This is a genomic window from Kribbella sp. VKM Ac-2571, assembly GCF_004362255.1.
GTDB lineage: Bacteria > Actinomycetota > Actinomycetes > Propionibacteriales > Kribbellaceae > Kribbella > Kribbella pratensis.
In genome coordinates, this window is record NZ_SNWS01000010.1 from 23,943 (window position 1) to 45,850 (window position 21,908).

The window sequence follows — 21,908 nt, forward strand, 5'->3', positions numbered from 1 at the left end:
GGGTTGTTCGTTCTCGGTGGGAGGGGGACTCTGTGGGGTGTGGTGACGGTGAGTGAGCCTTGGTGATGCAGCTTTCCTGGGTACGGCGGGTGGGGATCGCGGCCGGTCTCGGAGTCGGGACAGCCGGCGCGCTCGCGGGCGTCCTGCTGCTCGGTCCGCTCGCCGCGTCGATCCTGCTGGTCGTGGTGTTCGCGCTGGTCTGGCCGCTGGCCGCGGTGGTGCGGCACGTGACGGACGATGCGCCGTACAGCTCGGCGGCCCTGGTCGCGGGCGCGGCCGCCGCAGCGGTGTTGTGCCTGCCGGGCCTGGTGCGGTTGCTCGCATGGGGTGCACTCGGGATGGTGTCGGCGCTGATCCTGGCCGCACTGTTCGTGCTGATCGACCTCGCCGTACCCGATCGGGCCCCGCGCCTGCGCCCGTCGCGTAAGCAGCGCAAACTGGTCCGCCTGACCGAGACTCAGCTCGCTGCGGACGAGGAGCTGATCGCATCGCTGCAGTGTCCGCTCTCCATCGAGGAGCTCTGCGGAGTCTGGTCCGAGACCGCCACGCAGCTCACCCAGGGCGCCGATCCGCGCGACCGGCAGGCCGTCGCCGAGGTCCGCCGGATCTGCCTCGACGAGTTCGAGCGCCGCAACCCCGACGGCTTCAACCGCTGGCTGGACGCCGGCGCACCGGCCAACCCCGGCCGCTACCTCCTGGGCAACAGCAACAACTAGGCAGCCTTCTTGCTCCGGCTGGTCTTCTTGGCCGCGGACTTCTTCGCGGTCGACTTCTTCGCCGCGGTCTTCTTGGCAGTTGACTTCTTGGCCGTCGTCTTCTTTGCCGTGGTCTTCTTCTTCGCTCCGCGGGCCTTGCGGGCCTCCTCGACGCTGGCGCGCAGGGCGGCCACCAGGTCGGTCGGGTTCGTCGCCTGCGGCTCCTCCTCGGAGTAGACGACCTCCTTGCCCTGATGCTTGGTCTTGACCAGTTCCTTGACCCGCTCGGTGTAGGTGTCCTGGTACGACGCCGGCTTCCACTCGCCGCTCATCGCCTCGATCAGGTCGACCGCCATCGACAACTGCTTGCCGGAACCGGTCTTGCGCGGCAGCTCGCCGAGCTCCTCGTCCGGGTCGCGGATCTCGTCGGCGAAGAACATCGTTTCGAGCACGAGGACCTTCTCGTCGGCCCGGATCGTCGCCAGGTACTCCTTGCCGCGCATCACGAACTTCGCGATCCCCGCGCGGTTGGTCTTCGCCAGCGCGTCTCGCAGCAACGCGTACGACGAGGCGTTCTCGGCATCGGACGGGCCGAGGTAGTAGCTCTTCTGGAAGTGCATCGGGTCGATCTCGTCCAGATCCACGAACGTGTCGATCTCCAGCGACCGGGACTTGCCCGGCGCGATGTCGTCGAGCTCCTCGGGCTCCACGATCACGTACTCGCCGCCGCCGACGTCGTGACCCTTCACGATCTTCTCGAACGGGACCTCACGGCCGGTGCGCTCGTTCACCCGCTTGTACCGGATCCGGTCCGAGGTGCCCTTCTGGAACTGGTGGAAGTCGATCTCGTGTTCCTTGGTCGCGCTGTACATCCCGACCGGTACCGAAACAAGTCCGAAGTTGATGTACCCGCTCCAGATCGCCCTTGCCATCGCCGGCTCCTTCCGGTACCTCCTGGTCGCCCCGGCCGGTACCCAGTTCAGAGCCGGTTGTAGCGCTTCCGGGCCTCGCGGCTTTCCTTCTGGGCGTCGCGGGCGGCTCGGCGGGCCTCGTCGAGTTCGGCGCCGATGCGGTGGACCCGGGCCTGGGCCTCGGAGAGTTCCTCGCGAGCGTTGTCGAGCTGGGCGTCCAGCTCCTCGACCTTCGCCTCGGCGGCCTGAGCGGCCGCGACGGCCTCCTCGAACGCCTGTTTGGCCAGGGCGCGCTCCGCCGCCTCGCGTTCGTCCTCCTCTGCCTTCTTGCGCTTGGCTGCCGCGCGCTCTTCCTCGGCGGTCTCGGTTTCCGCCCGTTGGGCCTTCCGGCGGTCGCGGGCGGCCTGGCGGCGCTCGTCGGTGAGCGGGGTGACGTTGGACGGTTCGCCGTTCTCGTCGACGACACCGAAGCCGACGTGCCGCAGCGCACTGCTCAACCGGCCCTCGCGTACGGCGTCGCCCGCGGCCGGATCCACCAGCGCGGCGTCCAGCGTCTCGCGCAGCTTCTGGCCGACATCCGCGCTGACTTTCTGACCCTCGTCGGCGGCCAGCCGGGCAGCCTCCTTGGACAGCTTGTCCAGCAACCGGTGACGCTTCGGCGTCAGCTCCCGCAGCCGCTCGCCGTCGAGATCGGCGGTCGCCTCCCGGAACTCGTCGCCGAGCGCGAGCAGGTCGTCGAGCTCGTCGGGCAGCTTGCGGGCCACCAGGTTCGCGAGCCAGGCCGCGACCGTCGGCTTGCGCAGCGCCTTCAGCCGGGTCGACCCGATCGCGTCGCCGCCGGCCTTCAGCTGCTTGGCCAGCTCGTTGCGAGTAGCAATGAAGTCGGCCGCCGGCGCCGCATAGACCGCATCGGCCGCCTCCTCGAAGTCCACGGAGCCGACGCTACCTGATAGGACGTCCGAGGGCCCTGCGTCTACTGCGCGGCGCCCTCGGACGTCCTATGTCAGCAGCCGCTCGGGCCCCGTTGGACGGCCAGTTCGGCGCGGAGGGTTTCGAGGATGCCGCGGAGCAGGCGGGAGACCTGCATCTGGCTGACGCCGAGTTCCTGGCCGATCTCCTCCTGGGTGAAGCCGTTGCAGAACCGCAACTGGAGGATGCGCTTGTCCCGCTCACCGAGGTTCGCGACTGCCGGTGTCAGGGTGTGGACGTTCTCGACCAGGTCGTAGCCGTCCTCGGCGTCGGCGACCGTCTCCAGCAGGCTCGTCCCGCCGTCCGACGTACCGGGTGCGTCCAGCGAGAGCGTGCTGAAGCAGCCGCGGACCGAGGCGGCCTCGGCGACCTCGGACGGGTCGGTGCCGAGCGCCTCCGCGGTCTCCTCGTCGGTCGGCACGTGACCGAGCCGCTGGATCAGCTCGGGCTCCGCGGCGGCGATGTTGCCCTGCATCTCCTGGACCCGGCGCGGCGGCCGGATCGTCCAGGCGCAGTCGCGGAAGTACCGTTTCAGCTCACCGCGGATCGTCGGTACGGCGTACGACAGGAACGCCGTCGACGCCTCCAGTTTGTAGCCGTTGACGGCCTTCACCAGGCCGAGGTACGCGACCTGCTCGAGATCGTCGGCGTCGACGCCCTTGCTGCGGTACCGCGAGGCGATCGACCTCGCCACCGGCGCGTTCAGGAGGACGACCTCGTCGAGGCACGCCTGGTGCCGGGGATCCGGGACCCTGTCCGCCTCGAGCAGCAGCTCGTGGGTGGCGTCGGCGATGGTCTGCTTGGTGCGTTCTGCAGTTGCGATCGTCACGGGAGATACCTCGTCGTGTCGTCGTACATGCTCGGTGGCAGGGGCTGAACCACTAGCTCCACCAGATCAAACTCGGCCCGAGCTTTCAAGTACCCGACTGTTACGGGTGCTTGAAACGCTTGTCGCCTGACAGTAACTGTCAGGTTTCAGTGGTTTGCTCGCACTCATGAACGAGTGTTGCGCCGTCGTCGACCTGCGCCAGTACACGCTGCACCCCGGGCAACGGGACAACCTGATCGAAGTCTTCGACACTTACCTCGTGGAGGGGCAGGAACAGACCGGTATGCACATCGTCGGTCAGTTCCGCGATCTGGACGACTCGGACCGGTTCGTCTGGATCCGCGGGTTCCGCGACCTGCCCGCGCGGGCGGACGCGCTGAACGCGTTCTACTACGGCCCGGTCTGGCGCGCGCACGCCGCGGCGGCGAACGCGACGATGATCGACTCGGACAACGCCCTGCTGCTGAAGCCCGTCCGGCTCGAGGCCGGTTACCCGGCGCTCGACGCGCCGCGACCGGACGCGTCTGCGACGTCAGTAGTCGGTGGCGCGGTCTACCACCGCGGCGCCGAGGACGACGGGTTCGTCGAGTTCTTCACCGATCAGGTCGCGCCCGTGCTCACCGACACCGGAGCCGCGCCGGTCGCGGTCCTCGAGAGTTTGGTTGCCGAGAACAACTTCCCGCAGCTGCCGTTGCGGGACGAGGTGGCGCTCGCCTGGTTCGCGCGGTTCGCCGACGACAGGGCGTACGCCGAACATCGCCGGCGGCTCACGGAGTCGCGCGTCTGGCAGCGGCGGGTGCTGCCCGAACTGGTCTGCCGGTCGGCGAAACCGGCCCAGGAGCTGCGGCTGCGCCCGACCGCGCGATCGCAGTTCCGGTAAAGCTGTTCCGGTAAATACGTTGCGGGGCCCGGAGCGGGCGGGCATCCTGGGTTGACCGAGCGGCGGCGAACGCTGCCTGGACTAAGGAGGGCTGACGGATGGCCATCACTGTGCTGCGGCATGTCCGCGTCAGTTCACCTTCTTTGTTCAGGAGCACACCAGTTGTCTGCAGAGTACGAACTCTCATCTGATTTCTCCGACCTCGACTCGCGCTGGGCAGATCTGACCCACGACGAGTCCCAACCGGATCCGTCCGACGCCTTCGTCTTCAAGTTCCACTCCGTCGACGAGGAACTGGGACCGGATCAGCGGTGGTCCACCTGGCTGGACGTCGAGCGCGGCTCTCGCGGCCCGGAACCACGCCCTTCCTGGGTTGTGACGGAACAGGCCGCGATCGATACCGAGCTCGGCGTCCTCAAAACCGGTAAGGAAGCCGACGTCTTCCTGGTCGAACGGGCCGTCGAAGCCATCGGCGACAACCCGGCGAAATCCTCACTGCTGGCCGCGAAGCGGTACCGCACCGAGGAGCACCGGTCCTTCCACCGCAGTACGTCGTACGTCGAAGGACGCCGTACCCGCAACAGCCGCGACAGCCGGGCGATGCACAAGAAGACCGCGCACGGCCGCAGTGTCGCGGCCGGGCAGTGGGCGTACGCCGAGTGGGACGCCCTCAACCGGTTGTGGAAGGCCGGCGTCCCGGTGCCGTACCCGGTCCAGGTGGACGGCACCGAGCTGCTGATGGAGTTCATCGACGACGGCGAGGGCGGTGCCGCGCCACGGCTCGCTCAGGTCCGGCCGTCGAAGGAGCTGCTCGGTCAGTACTTCGAGCAACTCCGCGGCGGGATGCGTGAACTGGCCCGGGCCGGGCTGGCGCACGGCGACCTCTCGCCGTACAACGTCCTGGCCCAGGCCGACCGGATCGTGATGATCGACCTGCCGCAGGTCGTCGACATCGTCGGCAACCCGAAGGGCATGGACTTCCTGCTCCGCGACTGCCACAACATGGCCGCGTGGTTCACGAACCGCGGCCTGGAGATCGACGAACAGGAGTTGTTCGCCGACCTCCTCACGATGGTGTTCTGATTGCCTTCTGCAGCAGGGGGACGAGCGGGACCAGCTGGTCGGGGTAGGTGTCGACGAGGCCGTCGACGTGGTTGCCTGCATCGACCCGCTGGTACTTGTGCAGGCCGGTGCCACGGGCCATCTCGGCGTACACGTCGGAATCCTGGGTGATCGGGAGCAGGCTGTCGTACGTGCCCTGGATGGTGATCAGCGGCTTCTTGATCTTGCCGGTGAGCGCGATCCGCTTGATTGCCCGGTGCGCGTCGGGCCGCTGGGCGTAGTCGTAGTCGGCCTCGCTCCCGGTGTACGTCGGGTCGAGCTCGGCGGCGTAGATGCGCTGGGTCAGCTTCCAGTAGACCGTGTAGTGGTAGTCCCAGAGGAAGTCCGAGCGCGGATCGAAGCCCGCCGCGACGATGGCAGCCGGGTCGTGCTGCTCGTATCCTTTGATTGCCTGAGGCAAGTACGTGAAGAGGTTCGGCCCGTCGGCCGTCCACAGCGTGCCTTCCAGGTCCACGCCGCGGGTGAAGAGCTCCGGGTGGTTCTCGAGTTGCCAACGGACCAGGTAGCCGCCGTTCGAGATCCCCGCGGCGATCACCTCGCGCGCCGGGCGACCGTAGTACTGCGAGACGGTGGCGCGGGCGGCTCGCGCGAGTTGCGTCGTACGGACGTTCCACTCGACGATCGCGTCGCCGGGACGCAGGCCGTCGGTGTAGAACGCGGCGCCGGTGTTGCCCTTGTCGGTCGCGGCGTACGCGTATCCCAGCGAGAGCACGTAGTCCGAGATCGCCTTGTCGTTCGCGTACTGCGCCCGCACGCCGGGTGATCCGGACACGACGAGTCCGCCGTTCCACGTCCGCGGCAGCCGGATCACGAACTGCGAGTCGTGGTTCCACCCGTGGTTGGTGTTGGTGTGCGAGTTGTCCGGGAAGTACCCGTCGACCTGCACCCCAGGTACGCCGGACTGCTGCGGCAGACCCGAGTGCGTGAGGCCTGCGTAGTCGGCTGGATTCGTGTGACCCGACGCGACCGTGCCGGCCGTGGTCAGGTCGTTCAGATGGGCGACCTCTTGATACTCGGCACCCGGAACGCGGACCGGTCGGTGGGCATTCGCCGGCGTTGTCATGAGACCCGTGAGCAGCATGACAGCGGCGGACAAGGCGAGGAAGCGGCGCATGCCGTCACGTTAGAAGTCGCCTCCTTCGCCGGGTATGGGCTGACGAAACACACCACGCCGTACCGACCTGGGGCCCCGTACTACTCGCGTCGTTCCAGTGCGGTCACCAGACCTGCCAGCAACCCGCGCCGATCGCGCGTCGGAACGCTCACCCGGTCGAATCGTCCCGTCCGGTTGTTCCTGACCTCGAGCGTGACCAGATCGTCGTGGGCCGTCGACCCGAACACGCCGCCCAGCACCAGCCCGTGGCGCCGGTCGGACAGCCGGTCCGCCGGCAGCTCCGGTTCCCCGCCGACCCGGACGGCAAGCTCCGGATCGGCTCTCGCGGCCAGCAGGCGTACCCACTCGGGCTCGATGTCGGCCACCGCGACCTTGTCCGGGCCGATCCGCAGGGTCTCCCGGGTCAGGACGACAGTGCCGCGCCAATTGCGAACCAGAATGCCGAGCCACCAGATCGCGAACAACGAACCCGGACCGATCACCGAGATGTTCACCTGCGTGCGATCGAGGTCGACCTTCGACGTGAGCAGAAGCCCGGTGGTCGCCAGACCCCACAAGATGAAAGGCGGCAGGTACCACTTCCGGGCGATCGGCCGGCCGCGGTAGATCACTTTGGCCATGCTCAGGACACCGCCTTCGCGGCTGCGCGTCCCGCCGTACGGCCGGTGAACAGGCAACCGCCGACGAAGGTGCCTTCGAGCGACCGGTAGCCGTGGACGCCACCGCCACCGAACCCGGCGACCTCGCCGGCGGCGTAGACACCCGGGAGCGGGGTGCCGTCGGCACGCAGGACGCGCGACTCCAGATCGGTCTGCAGACCGCCGAGAGACTTGCGGGTCAGGATGTTCAGCCGTACGGCGATCAGCGGGCCGGCCTTCGGGTCGAGGATCCGGTGCGGGGACGCGACCCGGATCAGCTTGTCCCCGCGGTAGTTGCGGGCGCCGCGCAGCGCCGTTACCTGCAGGTCCTTGGTGAACGTGTTGGTCAGCTCCCGGTCCCGCGCGACGATCTGCCGCTCGAGGTCGTCGAGCTTGATCAGGTTCTCGCCGGTCAGGTCGTTCATCCCCCGGACCAGGTCCGGAAGGTTGCCGCGGACAACGAAGTCGGCGCCCTTGTCCAGGAACGCCTGCACCGGCGCGGTCGCACCGCCGCGGGCGCGCCCGAGGACACCCCGGACGTCCTTGTTGGTCAGGTCCGGATTCTGCTCCTGGCCGGAGAGCGCGAACTCCTTCTCGATGATCTTCTGGGTCAGCACGAACCACGTGTAGTCGTACCCGGTCGTCATGATGTGCTCGAGCGTCCCCAGCGTGTCGAACCCGGGGAACAGCGGCACCGGCAGCCGTTTCCCGGTCGCGTCGAACCACAGCGACGACGGCCCGGGCAGGATCCGGATGCCGTGCTGCGGCCAGATCGGGTCCCAGTTCTGGATGCCTTCGGTGTAGTGCCACATCCGGTCGCGGTTCACGTACCGGCCGCCGGCCCGCTCGGTGATGGCGAGCATCCGCCCGTCCACATGCGCCGGTACGCCGCTGATCATCCGCTTCGGCGGCTCGCCCATCCGCTTCGGCCACTGCGAGCGGACCAGGTCGTGGTTGCCGCCGATCCCGCCGGACGTGACGATCACGGCCTGCGCGGTCAGCTGGAAGTCACCGACCTCGGTCCGCGAGCTCGACACGCCACGCAGTACGTCGCTGGGCTCGAGCACCTTGCCCGCGACGCCGTCGACCACACCGCCCGTCACCGTCAGCTCGTCCACCCGGTGCCGGAACCGGAACTCGACGAGCCCCTTCCCGACGGCCTCTCGCACCCGGCGCTCGAACGGCGCGACCAGGCCCGGCCCGGTGCCCCACGTGATGTGGAAGCGCGGCACCGAGTTCCCGTGGCCGTCCGCGTTGTACCCGCCGCGCTCGGCCCAGCCGACGACCGGGAAGAACCGCACGCCTTGCGCGTGCAGCCACGGACGCTTCTCGCCGGCCGCCCAGTCGACGTACGCCTCCGCCCACTGCCGCGCCCACTTGTCCTCGTCGTCCAGCCGGTCGAACCCCGCCGAGCCGAACCAGTCCTGCATCGCCAGCCCGTGGGAGTCCTTGATGCCCATCCGGCGTTGTTCCGGAGAGTCGACGAAGAACAAACCGCCGAACGACCAGAACGCCTGGCCGCCGAGCGACGCCTCGGGTTCCTGGTCGAGCAGCAGTACCTTCCGGCCCGCGTCGGCCAGTTCGGCGGTCGCGGCCAGCCCGGCCAGCCCCGCCCCGACGACGATCACATCAGCGTCCATGGCGACATGTATAGCGCACTTGGGATCATGGGGCAGTGACGATCCTTTCTGTTCAAAACGTCGTACTTTCTGCAGCTTCGATCGGTCCGGAGAACCCGCTCGCACCGCTCCGCACCCAGCGCGAGCCGCACCACGTCGAGAACATCGCCGAGCTCCCCGCCGACCTGCGGGAGAACATCGAGTACGGGCGTCTGCACAGCCCGCTGCCGTGCCTGAACCAGGACGGCTACGACCGGACCCTCGTGGAGACAGCGCTGCCTGCTCTGGTGCTGGAGAACGACCACGTCCGTGCGACCGTCCTGCCGAGCCTCGGCGGCAGGTTGTACTCGCTCGTCCACAAGGGGACCGAGCTGCTCTACCGCAACCCGGTCTTCCAGCCCGCGAACCTCGCGCTGCGCAACGCCTGGTTCGCCGGCGGCGTCGAGTGGAACGTCGGAAGCACCGGCCACTGGACCGGGACGTGCGCCCCGATGCACGCGGCCCGCGTCGAAGGCCCGGACGGTACGCCGGTCCTGCGGCTGTGGGAGCTCGAACGCACCCGCAACCTCGTCACCCAACTCGACTTCTGGCTCCCGGAGGACTCGGAGTTCCTGTACGTCGGCGTACGGCTGCAGAACCCGTCCGACGTCGAGGTCCCGGCGTACTGGTGGTCGAACATCGCAGTACCGCAGTCGCCGGACCGTCGCGTCCTCGTACCCGCGGACCAGGCCTGGCAGTTCGGCTACGGCAGCCGACTGGACCTGGTCGACGTGACGACAGATCTGACCTATCCGATGCGGCACCCGCGCGCCATCGACTACTTCTTCGAGCCCCTGCCGGACGAACGGTCGTGGATCGCGTCGGTGGACGGCTCCGGCAACGGCCTCGTGCAGGCGTCGACCGAACGGCTGCAGGGACGCAAGCTCTTCGTCTGGGGTCAAGGCGACGGCGGACACCGGTGGCAGGAGTGGCTGTCGCCCGGGCTGGAGGGCGACGGGTACGCCGAGATTCAGGCCGGGCTCGCGCGCACGCAGATGGAGCACCTGAAGCTGCCTGCCGGGACTTCATGGCACTGGCTGGAGGCGTATGGACGTCTCTCGATGGACCCCGGTGTCGCGCACTCCCAGGACTGGAAGACAGCGCGAGCCGGGGGAGCAGCAGCGCTCGAACCGTTGCTTGATGGGCTGCGTGGGAGGGAGCGGGCGTGGTTGGGAGTTGTTGATGCCGTGCCGGTCGAGCGGCTGGCGGTCGGATCGGGCTGGGGTGCGCTGGAGCTCAAGCGGACCGGTTGGAGCGTCTCGGACGGTACGCCGTTCAGCGAGGACACGATGACGTCCCGCGAGCAGGCGTGGCTGCCGTTGCTCGACGGGCAGTTGCCGGCGGTTGACGACGTACCGGACGGGACTCTGGTGGCGTGGCGGGACCTGCTGGAAGCGGCCGAGGACAACTGGCTCGTCTGGTACCACCGGGGCGTCGCGCGGCACTACGACGGAGACGTCGACGGTGCGATCGAGGCGTGGCGGGAGTCCGGCGACAACGCCTGGGCGCTACGCAACCTCGGTGTAGTCACGGGAGAGCTGGAGTACTACGAGCGCGCCGTCGAGCTCCTGCCCGACCTGGTGCCGCTGGTCGTGGAGGCGATCGCGGCCGCGCTGGACACCGACGTGCAGCGGGCGGAGCGGATGCTCGAGCACGCGCCTGACGACCCGCGGATCCAGCTGCTGCGTGTCCGGCACGCGCTGGAGACCGGTGACCCGGCCACAGCGCACGAACTGCTCGCTGCCGGAATCCAGCTCGCCACGGTACGGGAGGGCGCGAACCCGCTGACCGACTACTGGCTGGCCGCGGAGGAGGCACTCGGCACACAACGGCCAGTTCCGCCGCAGTACCAGTTCGGAATGGGCGGAAACTGACAACTTCAGGTCAACTCTACCTCTAGAAACACCGCTCCACCGGACTCTACTATGGTCCTGTAGAAAGGTTTTTGTACTTACCTGGAACCAAGTGGAATCCGGTGGCGTCTCACCGGGTGAGCGGCAAACGCCGCGCAAGGGCAGTTTCGACAAACGACCGCGTCGCTCGCGGGCGACGCGTCGGGGGTGAGTGCCATGTTGACGATCGTTGTACTCGGTGGGTTCGGCCTGGTGCTGGTGGTCGCGACCTTCATCGTGACCGAGGTTCTGGCCGGTCTGCGGCGTAACGAACTCCCCACCGGCACGGAAGAGAAGACCGCGGGACGAGTGATCCGGGTGCGTGGCCCGGTCCGCGGCCAACTGCAGAGCGGTGCCCCGGCGATCTACACCGAGGTCATCGTCGAGTACTACACCCGCCGGGGTGAGGGACCGTACGAGGTCGCTCGCAAGTTCCCGGTCGGGAGCCGTATTACTTACGCCAAGGGTGACCGGGTCATCGTCGCGTACGACGTCCGGACGCCCCGCCGGGCCCGCCTGGCCGGCCGGGTCAGCCACTGGCCGACCCTGGGGCCGTTCTCCGCCACGGCGGCCTGACGGTTCACCTGCTTGAGCCTCCTCTCCGGCTCAAGCAGGAAGATGCGGGGCGAGCAGGTTGTAGAGCACCGGCCGGCCCTGATCCAGAACGTAGTCCGCCTCGTCCGCGGACAGCCGGTCCGCGAGGTGCGCCAGCGCCTCGCCCATCGTGATGCTGAGCGTCACGGCCAGGCGGAAGTCCCGCGAGTCCCGCGCGCCGAAGCGCGCCGTCAGCAGCTCCGCGAACTCGCCGGCGTGCTGGTCGTCGAACTCGCCCGGCTTCGCCTCCAGCTCTGGATCGCCGAGCCCGCTCAGCACGACCGCCTTGAAGCCCGGGTCGGTCCGGTGCATCTCCCGGAACGTGTCCAGCGTGACGTCGACCGCCGCCCGCCAGTTCGTCACGTCGGCCAGCCGCTCGCGCACCGCGTCGGTGTAGCGGGCCTGGTTCCGCCGCTCGATCGCCTGGATCAGGCTGCGCTTGTCCGGGAAGTACCGGTACACGCTGCCGACCGCGATCTCGGCCCGCTTCGCGATCCCACTCGTCGACGCCGCGTCGTACCCGCGTTCGACCACCTCGGCACAGGCCGCGTCCAGAATCCGCTCGACCTGCCGGCTCGCCCGGTCCTGGGTCGGCGTCCGGCGCAGCGGATAAGCCCCCGAAGTCACCATTCACTCATTGTCCACGCTCCGAGGGACAACGTTGCCACCTCTTTGTGACAGATTGCCGACAGTTGGTCATGGGGCCTCCCGTCCTGGACTGAGGAGCGGAGGGAGCGCAGCGACCGGAGCGACGAGGGAAGGACGGGAGTCACAGCCCCATGACCCGCCGCGACGGAGTCGCGGCATTCAGTAGGGCTCATGAGGAGGAGGGGTAACTCGTATGCGCATCAACAAATCCGCTGTCGTCGGCCTCGCATCGGTCGCGCTGGCCGCCTCCGGGGTCGCCGGTACGGCGCTCACCCGGGAAGACTCCGCGTCCGCCGCGAACGGCTCGGGTCTGCGGTTCAACCAGGTCCAGATGATCGGGTCGCACAACTCGTACCACCGCGAGCTCAGCCCGGCCGAGCAGAAGGTCCAGCAGGCCCAGAACCCCGGTTCGGTCGACCTCTGGTACTCGCACGCGCCGATCACGCAGCAGCTCGAGGACCAGAACGTCCGCACGCTCGAACTCGACCTGCTCCCGGACCCGGCCGGCGGCCTGTACACGTATCCGCTGATCCGGAAGCTGACCGGGCAGGAGCCGCTCACCGACCCGGCGATGGCTCGTCCCGGGATCAAGGTCATGCACGTCCCGGACTTCGACTACAACACCACCTGCGACACGTTCGTCCTGTGCCTGCAGCAGGTGAGGTCGTGGTCCGAGCAGCACCCGAACCACGTGCCGATCACCATCAACCTCGAGCTCAAGCAGTCCGACCCGAAGGTGGTCGCGGCCGGCGGCGTCCAGTCGCCGCCGTGGGACGCCACCAACCTCGAGGGTGTTGACCAAGAGATCCGGTCGGTGTTCTCCGAGAAGGAGCTGCTGACGCCGGACGACGTCCGCAAGCCCGGTCTGACGCTGGAGCAGTCGGTCCTGACCAAAGGCTGGCCGACGCTGGACGAGGCCCGCGGTCAGGTGCTGTTCTACTTCGACAACGGCGGCCCGGGCGCGATCCGCGACCTCTACCGGACCGGTCACCAGAACCTCGAGGGCCGGGCGGTCTTCACCCAGGGTCCCGAGGGCGAGCCGGACGCGGCGATCACGCAGGTGAACGACCCGCGGGGCGCGAACCAGGCGGAGATCCAGCGGCTGGTGTCGAAGGGCTACCTGATCCGGACCCGGTCGGACGAGCCGATGGCGACGATCCGCGACAAGGACTACACCCGGCTCGGCATCGCCTTGGCCAGCGGTGCGCAGGTCGTGACGACGGACTGGCCGGTCGCGGGTATGGCCGCGCGGTACGACAGCGATTTCGTCGCCAAGCTGCCCGGGCACACCGCTGTACGATGCAACCCTGTGACAGCACCGAAGTGGTGCCATGGAGATGTCGTCGGAAGGTGATCTGAACATGTCGGAGCACGTGGTTGACGTGAGCTGGAGCCGTGGTGAGCACGAGTTCACCTATGACACCTACGACCGCGACCACGAGTGGCGCTTCGACGGCGGCATCACGGTGCCTGGCTCGGCGAACCCGAAGTACCTGGGCAATCCGGGCCCGGTCGACCCGGAGGAGGCGTTCGTGGCGGCCCTGTCGTCCTGCCACATGCTGACGTTCCTGGCGATCGCGGCCCGCAAGCGGATGGTGGTCGACGCGTACGACGACCACGCGGTCGGTGTGATGGCGAAGAACGCGGACGGCCGGCTCGCGATCACCGAGGTGACGCTGAACCCGAAGATTGTCTGGAACGGCGCCGAGCCGGACACCGAGACGCTCGAGCGGATGCACCACCTCGCGCACCGGGAGTGCTTCATCGCGAACTCGGTGACCACCGAGATCACGGTTGCCACCTGACCCTCTTGCCAACAAAACCACCCGCCGACCGGCCTGAACCTCGCGCAAACGGTGTCAGGACGGTCGACGGGTGGTGAGGTGCACCTCTGTGGCGGTGCACCGGTAACGGATCCGGGGGCGCCTCGCACTGGGGCGCCTCTGCGTTTGATGTGCGACTTCCGTGCGGTCTGGCTCGGTGGGCCAGACCGTCCGGGTGCGCCGCCCGGGTCCGTTCGTCCGGCTGGCGCCTTACTGCTCGGCGGCGGCGTCGGTCCGGTCGTCTGTGGTCTGGGTGCTGTCGACGGCCAACAGGTCCTCGAGCTGGCGGACCTGCTCGGTGGCCATCGTGCTCATCAGTCGGTGGATCGTCATGCCGGTGAGACGCCGAGGGCCGGAAGGTATGACGGGAATCCTCGATGTGACCTGAGTCACTTGGGTCGTGCTACTTCTCGTCGAGTCCGTCCAGCCGCAGAGGGACGAGCTTGCGGGCGTCGTCGTACGAGGTCCCGGTCAGTTCGAGCAGGTCGATGATCGTGGAGCGCAGCTGACCGAGGACGACGACCGCGGACAGTCCGATCGGCAGCGGCATCTGCGCCGTACGGCGGCCCAGTTCGCCCAGCACGCGGTGCGCGGCGACGTCGGCGGCCGGTTCGAACAGGGACTCGCCGATCAGGCGGGTGCCGTCGGCCAGGCGTTCGAGCAGCGTTGGGTACTCGTCGGGCATCCGTTCGTCGCGCCACACCGACACCGCGCACCGGCGTACCAGGACCCGGGTGTTCCGGATCGCCCGGTCCAGCGGTACGACGAGATCGGCGATCTCCTGGACCCGCCCGCGGTGCCGGCGGCGGAACGGGGACAGCCGGACGACCGCGACCCCTTCCTCGGCGGCGCCGCGCAGGTCGTCGAGCCGGGACTCGCTCGCACGAGCCCGGCGGAGGGCGTCGGTGACGGCCTCCTCGTCGCGATGGCGCAGGCCGTCGGCGGTCTCGACCAGGATCTCGGCCAGCTCGTTCAGGACGCCGGCCGCCTGTTGCCGAGGGCGTCTGATGGCCGCGGCCGGCGCGATCGTGGCGGCCGCCAGCGCGACCAGCCCGCCGAGCGCCGCGTCCTGCCAGCGGCTGAAGCCGGCGCCGGGGTTGGGCAGCAGCGTGGTGACGATCGCGGCCTGGACGCCGGCCTGGGTGGTCATCAGGTTCCCGGCGCCGAGCAGTACGGCGACGCTCATCGCGAGCGCGATCACGAAGACGAGTTGGAGTACGCCGGTCCCGAAAACCTTCACGAACAGGTCGCCGACGCCGACCCCTACCGCCACGCCGACCATCACCTCCGCGACCCGGCGGAGACGCTGGCCGAAGCTGAAGCCGAGGCAGACCATCGCGGCGACCGGGGCGAAGAACGGCTGCTTGTGGCCGACGACGTACCGCGCGATCGCCCAGGCGACACCGGCGGCGAGCGCACACTGGGCGATGAAGAAGACCCGGCTGCGCCAGCGCTCGATCCGCCGGCGGATCGAGGCACGGGACCGCCGCGCGGCCTGCGGCGCGATGTCGTCGCGCAGCTCCCGCAGCTGGTCCAACGTCAACCTGACCGGATCCACGCGCCCCATTCTGCGGGATAGGTGCGCCAGCTTGATTCAGCGGCGCCTTGCGGTTCAGTGTTGCCTCATGAGCGAGCGAAGCGAGCGAACAAACGACACAGTCGACCTTGTCGGGCAGGCCGGAGCCGAGCGGAGCGAGGTGGAGGCATGACCGACAACAACCGTGAGGACTACGGCAGCTACTCCGTGGACGACGAGGACCAGCTGCAGGCCGAGGACACGCTCAACGACCGCGGCGTGGACGACCTGCTCGACGAGGGGTACTCGCCGCCGGAGAAGTGGTCCGCGGGCGAAGGCTTCGGCACGACGGCCGACGAGGCGCTCCAGGGCGAGACGCTGGACCAGCGGATCGCCCAGGAGGTCCCGGACACCGACCCGTACGCCGAGGACGGTGAGGACGTCGGCGGCCCGCAGGTCGGCACCGAGCGCTCCGGCCGCCTGGTCGCCACCGACGAGGGTGCACACAGCGACGACGACAGCGAGCTGTTCGCCGAGGACGTCGGCATCGACGGCGCCGCCGCCGGCGCCGAGGAAGCCGCCGTCCACGTGGTGGACGACGACGGGTTCGAACTCGAGGACGACGACGAGTCCGACCTCGAGAACTACCGCGACGTCGACCTGGGAGACGTCGGCGACCTGGAGGACTGACCCGGATCCCCGCCGCCACCCCCGACGTACGCGCCCCCGCATCTGGTGGGTTCACCCACGAGATGCTGGGTTCGCGTCCGGGATCCGGTGGGCGAACCCCGCATCTGGTGGGTTAACCCATGAGAGGCCGGGAGGTTCCCGGCGTGCTGGTGCGGCGGGCTAGCGGCGGGTGACGAGGATCTCGGCGCCGTGGCGGGGGACCAGGGTGACGTTCTTGGCCTGGGCCGGTTCGGGTTCCGGGTGCGGGGCCTGGAAGTTGTAGGCGCCGACAGCGGCGCGGAGGATCTCGGTGGCTTCCATCAGGGAGAACCCGGCGCCGATGCATCGCCGGGCCCCGCCGCCGAACGGCATCCAGGTGCCCGGTGCCGGCGGATCGTCGGACAGGAAGCGTTGCGGGCGGAACTCCTGCGGCTGCGGGAAGTGTTCGGCGTCGCGGTGGACCAGGCCGATCGCGGCCATGATCGTCGTACCGCGGGGCAGTCGGTAGCCGGCCAGGTCGGTGGTCTCGGTGAGGCGCCGGCCGACCTGGTACACGACCGGATGCAGCCGCAGCGCTTCCTTGACGATCGCCTCGAGTTCGTCGTCGGAGCCGGCGTCGGCAGCATGTTGACCGAACGCCAGATCCGCCGGCCGGCGCGCCAGTTCGTGGAAGGCCCACGCCAGCGCGGTCGCGGTCGTCTCGTGCCCGGCCAGCAGTAGCGTCACCAGCTGATCACGCAGCTCCACGTCCGACCAGTTGCCCGCAGCAAGCAACCGCGAGAGTACGTCGGTGCGCCCGGCGAACGTCTCGCGGCGCGCGGCGATCTCGTCGTACAGGATCTCGTCGACCCGCTTCTGCGTGTCCAGGTAGGTCTTCCACGGCCGCACCCGGAGCAGCGGCGGGTAGAACCCACCGAGCATGATCACCGGCGACACCGACACGATCTTGTCCAGCAAGGGGCGCAGCGTGTTCAGCCGGTCGGCGTCGGTGACGCCGAAGATCACCTGCAGGATGATCTCCAGCGTCAGGTTCCGCATCCGCTGGTGCACCTTGAACGGCTTCCCCACGGGCCACTTCGCCACTTCGGCCCGGGCGAGTTCGAGCACCATCGCGGCGTACCCGCGCAGGGCCGCACCGGAGAACGCGGGCATCAGCTGCTTGCGCATCCGCACATGGTCCTCGTCGTCGAGCAGCAGCAACGAGTGCGAACCCATGATCGGCTCCAGCACCATGTTCCCCTCGCCGGCGTGCATCACCGACGGCGGGCTGCCGAACACCTCCCGGATGTGATCGGGGCGGCTCAGTACGACGCACACCCGGCTCGACGGCACCAGGCGGATCGTGAACACGTCGCCGTACTTGTCCCGCATCCGCGGGAAGAACGTCCTGCGGTGACTCGCGAACAGCACCGTCTGCGCGAGGGTCGGCAGCTTCGGCCCGGGCGGCAGCGTGCGTGCGGTCTGCCGATCGAGCGTCCGGGAACCGAGCAACGGGGTCCGGGCCATGCCACCTCCACCGATCGAACCTGTCCTTCCACGCTACGTCAGTCGGGTGAACGCCCGGCGGCGGAAAGGCGAAGGCCCGCCCGAGGGGGTTCGGGCGGGCCTTCAGAGGGTGCGGCGTCAGGAACGCTTGAAGCGCAGCGTCAGGATCTGGAACGGGCGGAGCTCGATCGGGACTCCGTTGCCGAACAGGTGCTGGTCCGCCAGGTGCCGCTCGAGCAGGTCGACCTCGGTGACCGAGGCCACCTCGCACAGCGGCGTGACGGTGGCGCGAGCGCGACCGCCGGCAGCTTCGTACAGCCGGACGATCACGTCACCGGATCGGTCGTCGGCGAGCTTGACCGCCTCGACGATCACGTTGTCGTTGTCCACGGCAATGACCGGACCGACGCCCTCGGCGCCGGTGACGACGCGTTCGGGGAGGTTGATCCAGTAGCCCTCCTTGATCGCCTCCGGGATCCCGGCGCCGACCACCAGCGCGTGGTTCACGGTGTGCACGCCCTGGTCGGTCTTCGGGTCGGGGAACCGCGGCGCCCGGATCAGCGAGGTGCGGATGGTGGTCGTCGTACCGCCGTCCTCCCGCGCGGTCCGGTTGATGTCGTGGCCGTACGTCGAGTCGTTGACCACTGCCACGCCGTACCCCGGCTCGCCCACGTGCACCCAGCGGTGCGCCGCAATCTCGAACTTCGCCGCGTCCCACGAGGTGTTCTGGTGGGTCGGCCGGAAGATGTGCCCGAACTGCGTCTCGGACGCCGAGCGGTCCGCGTGCACGTCGACCGGGTACGCCGCCTTGAGGAACTTCTCCGCCTCGTGCCAGTCCATCTCGGTCTCGATGTCGACCCGCTTCACGCCCGGGCGGACCCGCAGCGTCTGGGTCACCGTGGACCGGTTGAAGGACCGCTTCACGACCACGGTCGCGACGCCGTCGGCGGTGCTGAAGTCGACGCTGTCGACCTCGGTGACGTCCCGGACGTTGTTCTTGTAGAACGAGTCGACGTCCCACGCGTCCCAGTGGTTCGGGGTGTCCACGTGCAGTTGCAGAAGGTTGCCCACGGCACCCGGCGCAATGACCTCGCGCTGCTCCTCGACGTCGTACAGCGAGGTGATCAGGCCACGCTCGTCGATCGTGACCCGGATGACGCCGTTGTCCAGTACGCCGTTCTCGACCGAGACGGCCTGGCCTTCGCCGGCCGCGATACCCGCACCGAGCCCGGCCACGCCGTTGCGCGTGTGCGGCGCGGCGTTGAAGACGATCTGCGCGGAGCCCTCGCCGGCCAGCGCCTGCTGCGCCTTGGCGATGATCGTGTTCAGCTCCTCGGCGACCCGCGCGTACGTCGCCTCCGCCTCGCGGTGCACCCACGAGATCGAGGAGCCCGGCAGGATGTCGTGGAACTGGTGCAGCAGCGCGACCTTCCACAGCCGGTCGAGGTCCTCGTACGGGTACGTGTCGAGCTTGCCCGCGACGACGGCCGCCGTGCTCCACAGCTCGGCCTCGCGGAGCAGGTGCTCGCTGCGCCGGTTGCCCTGCTTGGTCTTCGCCTGCGAGGTGTACGTCGCCCGGTGGATCTCCAGGTAGAGCTCACCGGACCAGACCGGTGCGTGCTCGCGGTACTCGTCCTCGGCGGCGGTGAAGAACTCGGTCGGGGACTCGATGGTCACCTTCGGCGAGGACTCCAGGTTCGCCACCCGGCGCGCGGTCGCGACGAACTCGCGGGTGGGGCCGCCACCGCCGTCGCCGTACCCGAACGGAACCAGCGACCGGGTCGCGGCGCCGTTCTCCTGGAAGTTACGCTGCGCGTGCGCGAGCTCACGGCCGGACAGGTCCGAGTTGTAGGTGTCGATCGGCGGGAAGTGGGTGAACACCCGGGTCCCGTCGAGGCCCTCCCACCAGAAGGTGTGGTGCGGGAACTTGTTCTCCTTGTTCCAGGAGATCTTCTGGGTCAGGAACCACTTGGAGCCGGACAGCTTCACCAGCTGCGGCAGCGCCGCGGTGTAGCCGAACGAGTCCGGCAGCCAGACCTCCTGGGTGTCGATCCCGTACTCGTCCAGGAAGAACCGCTTGCCGTGCACGAACTGCCGGGCCAGCGCCTCGCTGCCGGGCAGGTTGGTGTCGGACTCGACCCACATGCCGCCGACCGGAACGATGGTGCCCTCGGCAACGGCCTTCTTCAGCCGCTCCCAGACCTCCGGGTAGTTGTCCTTCACCCAGGCGTGCTGCTGGGCCTGTGAGAACGCGAAGACCAGCTCCGGGTACTCCTCGGCCAGCGTGGCGACGTTGGACACCGTCCGGGCCACCTTGCGGCGGGTCTCCCGCAGCGGCCAGAGCCACGCGGAGTCGATGTGCGCGTGCCCGACCGCGGACAGTTGGTGCGCGCTCGCGTGCGCCGGCCGGCTCAGTACGTCGGTCAGCTGGGCGCGGGCGTCCGCGGCGGTGCCGGCCACGTTCTCGTAGTCGAGCGCGTCCAGCGAACGGCTGAGCGCCCGCAGGATCTCCTTGCGGCGCGGGTCCTGCAGCGACAGCTCACGCTGCAGGCCGTCGAGGGCCTCGAGGTCCAGGATCAGGTCCCACACCTCGGCGTTGAACACGGCCAGGTCGGCGCGGGTGAGCTGGTAGATCGGGGTCTCACCGAGCTTGGCGCCGATGTCGACCTTCGCGTAGGCGTTGTCGAGCGGGATCTCCGGGTTCGCGGCGCCCTCGACGTAGAACTCGATCCGGTCGCCCGGCGATGCCGGCGTACCGTCCGGGCCGAGGATCGACAGCGGGGCGTAGGTCTGCCGCGGGTGCAGGCCCTTCAGCGGCCGGCCGGAGGTGGTGTGCACCAGGCCCTCCGCGGAGAAGCCGGGGCCGCCGCTGAAGCCGAGGTCGATGACCGCCTCGATCTCGCTGCCGGCCCACTCGGCCGGCACCTGACCGCTGAACTTGAACCATGCGGTGCCCCAGGCCGGACCCCACCGCAGCCCGATCTCGGCCGGCTCGTAGGTCTGGGCCAGCGCCTCGGCGGGGGACACCGGCTCACCGGGTGCGTGCCACACCTCGATGTCCAGCGGGACCGCCGCGCCGTAGATCGCGGGGCGGAGCCGCTCCCGCAGGGCGCGCTTCAGCCGCTCCTCGATGAGTTGACGGTCGTCGTGCACGAAATCAGCCTCCGGGAAAGGATCCTCACGCGGCCGACCGGGCCGCACCGATGACAACGCTGTCACACCGACCCCGGATGCGTCCAGACGCAGTTTGTCACTTGCTGTGTGAATCTCTGTGAGTAGCGGTTGGATTGCAGGCCGCCGACACGGCTACCCCCAAGGCCTCATTGTTGTCTAGGTTGTCCTGCATGGATCGCCCCCGCCTGCTGTCCCCATCCCGGCCGACCGGTCTGACGCGGCGCAGCGTGCTCGGTTTCGGTGCCGCCGCGGCGTCCGGACTGCTGCTGCCCGGCTGCTCGCGCGGCCGCGCGGACGAACCTGCGCCGTCGGAGGCCGCAGTGTTCTCGACCGGGAACCTGAACGGCGTCTACAACAAGTTCGGGACGGCGCTGTGCGCACTGGTCAGCGAGGTGACCGGCATGGAGCTGAAACCGATCGTCAGCGACGGGTCGGTGGACAACCTGAACAGGGTGGCAGGCCGCAAGGCCGACCTCGGATTCTGTACGTCGGACTCCGCGCTCGCGGCGTACGAGGGCACCGGTGACTTCAGCACCGGCCCGCTGCGGTTCACCGCGCTCGCCCGCGTCTACGACAACTACGTGCACATCGTCGTACCGATGGCGTCGAAGGCGTCGAAGCTCGACGACCTGTTCCCGAGCAAGGCCGACCCGAACCGGAAGATGGTCGTCGGCGTCGGTCCGAAGGACTCCGGGACCGAGATCGTCGCGAACATGATCCTGAACAGGGCCAAGGCCGAGCTGATCCAGAAGAACCCGGACCTGGACCCGGGCAAGGTCGACGTGATCCGGAAGAACCTGACCCTCGAGGAGATGGTGGCCGCGGTGCAGCCCCGCGGCACCGCCACCAGGGGTTCCATCGACGCGTTCTTCTGGAGCGGTGGCGTCCCGACCGATCCGATCGCCGCCCTGCAGAAGACCATCGGGTTCCGGCTGCTGGACATCAGCGCGGTGGCGGAGTCGATCGCACTGAAGGAGTTCGGCGGCTTCCTGGTGTCCGCGATCCCGCCGTCGCAGTACGGGCTGGCCAGCTCGGTGCCGACGCTGGCGATCCCGAACTACCTGATCGCGAAGCAGGACCTGTCGGACTCGTGGGCGTGGTGGACGCTCAACACCCTGTTCCGCCGGCAGAACGACCTGATCAAGGGCACCCCGTCACCCGGAGCCAGCCCGGGGACCGGCGGCCACCCCGAGGCCGGCGCGCTGGACCCCCGCTCGGCGATCGCGACCATGCCCGTCCCGCTGCATCCGGCCGCGGAGCGCTGGTACCGCCAGAATCACATCTGAGCGGT

The 21,908-nt window shown here is 68.9% G+C and carries 20 protein-coding genes; 9 read left to right on the forward strand and 11 right to left on the reverse strand.

Annotation, left to right across the window (positions count from 1 at the left end; translation table 11 throughout):
* Window positions 1-65 precede the first annotated feature (65 nt).
* On the forward strand, window positions 66-716 hold the full coding sequence (locus tag EV651_RS22115) for a hypothetical protein (protein ID WP_133787140.1): 651 nt from the start codon (window positions 66-68) through the stop codon (window positions 714-716).
* Here EV651_RS22115 and EV651_RS22120 read toward each other — a convergent pair.
* The 3 genes from EV651_RS22120 to EV651_RS22130 form a co-directional block, all read right to left on the reverse strand.
* Complete coding sequence (locus tag EV651_RS22120; RefSeq protein ID WP_133787141.1) at window positions 713-1,627, reverse strand: Ku protein; 915 nt, start codon at window positions 1,625-1,627, stop codon at window positions 713-715. The two genes, EV651_RS22115 and EV651_RS22120, sit on opposite strands and share 4 nt — an antisense overlap.
* A 47-nt stretch (window positions 1,628-1,674) precedes the next feature.
* Complete coding sequence (locus tag EV651_RS42480; RefSeq protein WP_238157111.1) at window positions 1,675-2,538, reverse strand: hypothetical protein; 864 nt, start codon at window positions 2,536-2,538, stop codon at window positions 1,675-1,677.
* A 71-nt stretch (window positions 2,539-2,609) separates the two neighbouring features.
* Complete coding sequence (locus EV651_RS22130; RefSeq protein WP_238157112.1) at window positions 2,610-3,404, reverse strand: sigma-70 family RNA polymerase sigma factor; 795 nt, start codon at window positions 3,402-3,404, stop codon at window positions 2,610-2,612.
* A 166-nt stretch (window positions 3,405-3,570) separates the two neighbouring features.
* Here EV651_RS22130 and EV651_RS22135 point away from each other — a divergent pair, with 166 nt between their 5' ends.
* Window positions 3,571-4,284, forward strand: a complete 714-nt coding sequence (locus EV651_RS22135; protein ID WP_133787142.1) for an NIPSNAP family protein — start codon at window positions 3,571-3,573, stop codon at window positions 4,282-4,284.
* Between the two features lie 162 nt (window positions 4,285-4,446).
* The gene (locus EV651_RS22140) at window positions 4,447-5,367 is read left to right on the forward strand and encodes a serine protein kinase RIO (RefSeq protein ID WP_238157113.1); all 921 of its coding nucleotides are present in this window, start codon (window positions 4,447-4,449) and stop codon (window positions 5,365-5,367) included.
* Here the strand turns inward: EV651_RS22140 and EV651_RS22145 are convergent.
* The 3 genes from EV651_RS22145 to EV651_RS22155 all read right to left on the reverse strand — a co-directional run bounded on the left by EV651_RS22145 (window position 5,351) and on the right by EV651_RS22155 (window position 8,798).
* Window positions 5,351-6,520, reverse strand: coding sequence for a tannase/feruloyl esterase family alpha/beta hydrolase (locus EV651_RS22145; RefSeq protein ID WP_133787144.1), 1,170 nt, complete (start codon window positions 6,518-6,520; stop codon window positions 5,351-5,353). The two genes, EV651_RS22140 and EV651_RS22145, sit on opposite strands and share 17 nt — an antisense overlap.
* Window positions 6,521-6,600: 80 nt before the next feature.
* A complete protein-coding gene (locus tag EV651_RS22150) occupies window positions 6,601-7,140 on the reverse strand; it encodes a hypothetical protein (RefSeq protein ID WP_133787145.1) in 540 nt (179 codons plus the stop codon).
* A 2-nt stretch (window positions 7,141-7,142) separates the two neighbouring features.
* The gene (locus EV651_RS22155) at window positions 7,143-8,798 is read right to left on the reverse strand and encodes an FAD-binding dehydrogenase (RefSeq protein ID WP_133787146.1); all 1,656 of its coding nucleotides are present in this window, start codon (window positions 8,796-8,798) and stop codon (window positions 7,143-7,145) included.
* Between the two features lie 35 nt (window positions 8,799-8,833).
* On the opposite strand from EV651_RS22155, the gene EV651_RS22160 reads away from it, so the two are divergent.
* Together EV651_RS22160 and EV651_RS22165 are read left to right on the forward strand one after the other, a co-directional pair.
* On the forward strand, window positions 8,834-10,690 hold the full coding sequence (locus tag EV651_RS22160; RefSeq protein ID WP_133787147.1) for a DUF5107 domain-containing protein: 1,857 nt from the start codon (window positions 8,834-8,836) through the stop codon (window positions 10,688-10,690).
* Window positions 10,691-10,885: 195 nt separating this feature from the next.
* Window positions 10,886-11,284 (forward strand): DUF3592 domain-containing protein, encoded by a 399-nt coding sequence (locus EV651_RS22165; protein ID WP_238157114.1) that lies wholly within the window; start codon window positions 10,886-10,888, stop codon window positions 11,282-11,284.
* Window positions 11,285-11,314: 30 nt separating this feature from the next.
* Here EV651_RS22165 and EV651_RS22170 read toward each other — a convergent pair whose 3' ends face one another.
* Window positions 11,315-11,932 carry a TetR/AcrR family transcriptional regulator gene (locus tag EV651_RS22170; RefSeq protein WP_133787148.1) on the reverse strand — a complete coding sequence of 206 codons (618 nt, stop codon included), beginning with the start codon at window positions 11,930-11,932 and terminating at the stop codon, window positions 11,315-11,317.
* A gap of 211 nt (window positions 11,933-12,143) precedes the next feature.
* Here EV651_RS22170 and EV651_RS22175 point away from each other — a divergent pair, with 211 nt between their 5' ends.
* Window positions 12,144-13,304: a phosphatidylinositol-specific phospholipase C1-like protein gene (locus EV651_RS22175; RefSeq protein ID WP_133787149.1), complete on the forward strand. Its 1,161-nt coding sequence runs from the start codon at window positions 12,144-12,146 to the stop codon at window positions 13,302-13,304.
* 7 nt (window positions 13,305-13,311) lie between these two features.
* The gene (locus EV651_RS22180; RefSeq protein ID WP_133787150.1) at window positions 13,312-13,755 is read left to right on the forward strand and encodes an OsmC family protein; all 444 of its coding nucleotides are present in this window, start codon (window positions 13,312-13,314) and stop codon (window positions 13,753-13,755) included.
* A gap of 228 nt (window positions 13,756-13,983) precedes the next feature.
* Here EV651_RS22180 and EV651_RS43000 read toward each other — a convergent pair whose 3' ends face one another.
* Both EV651_RS43000 and EV651_RS22185 read right to left on the reverse strand, forming a co-directional pair.
* Window positions 13,984-14,106 (reverse strand): hypothetical protein, encoded by a 123-nt coding sequence (locus EV651_RS43000; RefSeq protein WP_255512232.1) that lies wholly within the window; start codon window positions 14,104-14,106, stop codon window positions 13,984-13,986.
* Window positions 14,107-14,176: 70 nt separating this feature from the next.
* The gene (locus tag EV651_RS22185; RefSeq protein ID WP_238157115.1) at window positions 14,177-15,331 is read right to left on the reverse strand and encodes an aromatic acid exporter family protein; all 1,155 of its coding nucleotides are present in this window, start codon (window positions 15,329-15,331) and stop codon (window positions 14,177-14,179) included.
* A gap of 147 nt (window positions 15,332-15,478) precedes the next feature.
* On the opposite strand from EV651_RS22185, the gene EV651_RS22190 reads away from it, so the two are divergent.
* A complete protein-coding gene (locus EV651_RS22190; RefSeq protein ID WP_133787152.1) occupies window positions 15,479-15,979 on the forward strand; it encodes a DUF5709 domain-containing protein in 501 nt (166 codons plus the stop codon).
* 159 nt (window positions 15,980-16,138) lie between these two features.
* Here the strand turns inward: EV651_RS22190 and EV651_RS22195 are convergent, their stop codons facing one another.
* Both EV651_RS22195 and EV651_RS22200 read right to left on the reverse strand, forming a co-directional pair.
* On the reverse strand, window positions 16,139-17,464 hold the full coding sequence (locus EV651_RS22195; protein ID WP_133787153.1) for a cytochrome P450: 1,326 nt from the start codon (window positions 17,462-17,464) through the stop codon (window positions 16,139-16,141).
* Between the two features lie 117 nt (window positions 17,465-17,581).
* Window positions 17,582-20,596 (reverse strand): glycoside hydrolase family 38 C-terminal domain-containing protein, encoded by a 3,015-nt coding sequence (locus tag EV651_RS22200; RefSeq protein WP_133787154.1) that lies wholly within the window; start codon window positions 20,594-20,596, stop codon window positions 17,582-17,584.
* Between the two features lie 191 nt (window positions 20,597-20,787).
* Here EV651_RS22200 and EV651_RS22205 point away from each other — a divergent pair, with 191 nt between their 5' ends.
* Window positions 20,788-21,903: a TAXI family TRAP transporter solute-binding subunit gene (locus tag EV651_RS22205; protein WP_133787155.1), complete on the forward strand. Its 1,116-nt coding sequence runs from the start codon at window positions 20,788-20,790 to the stop codon at window positions 21,901-21,903.
* Window positions 21,904-21,908 lie beyond the last annotated feature (5 nt).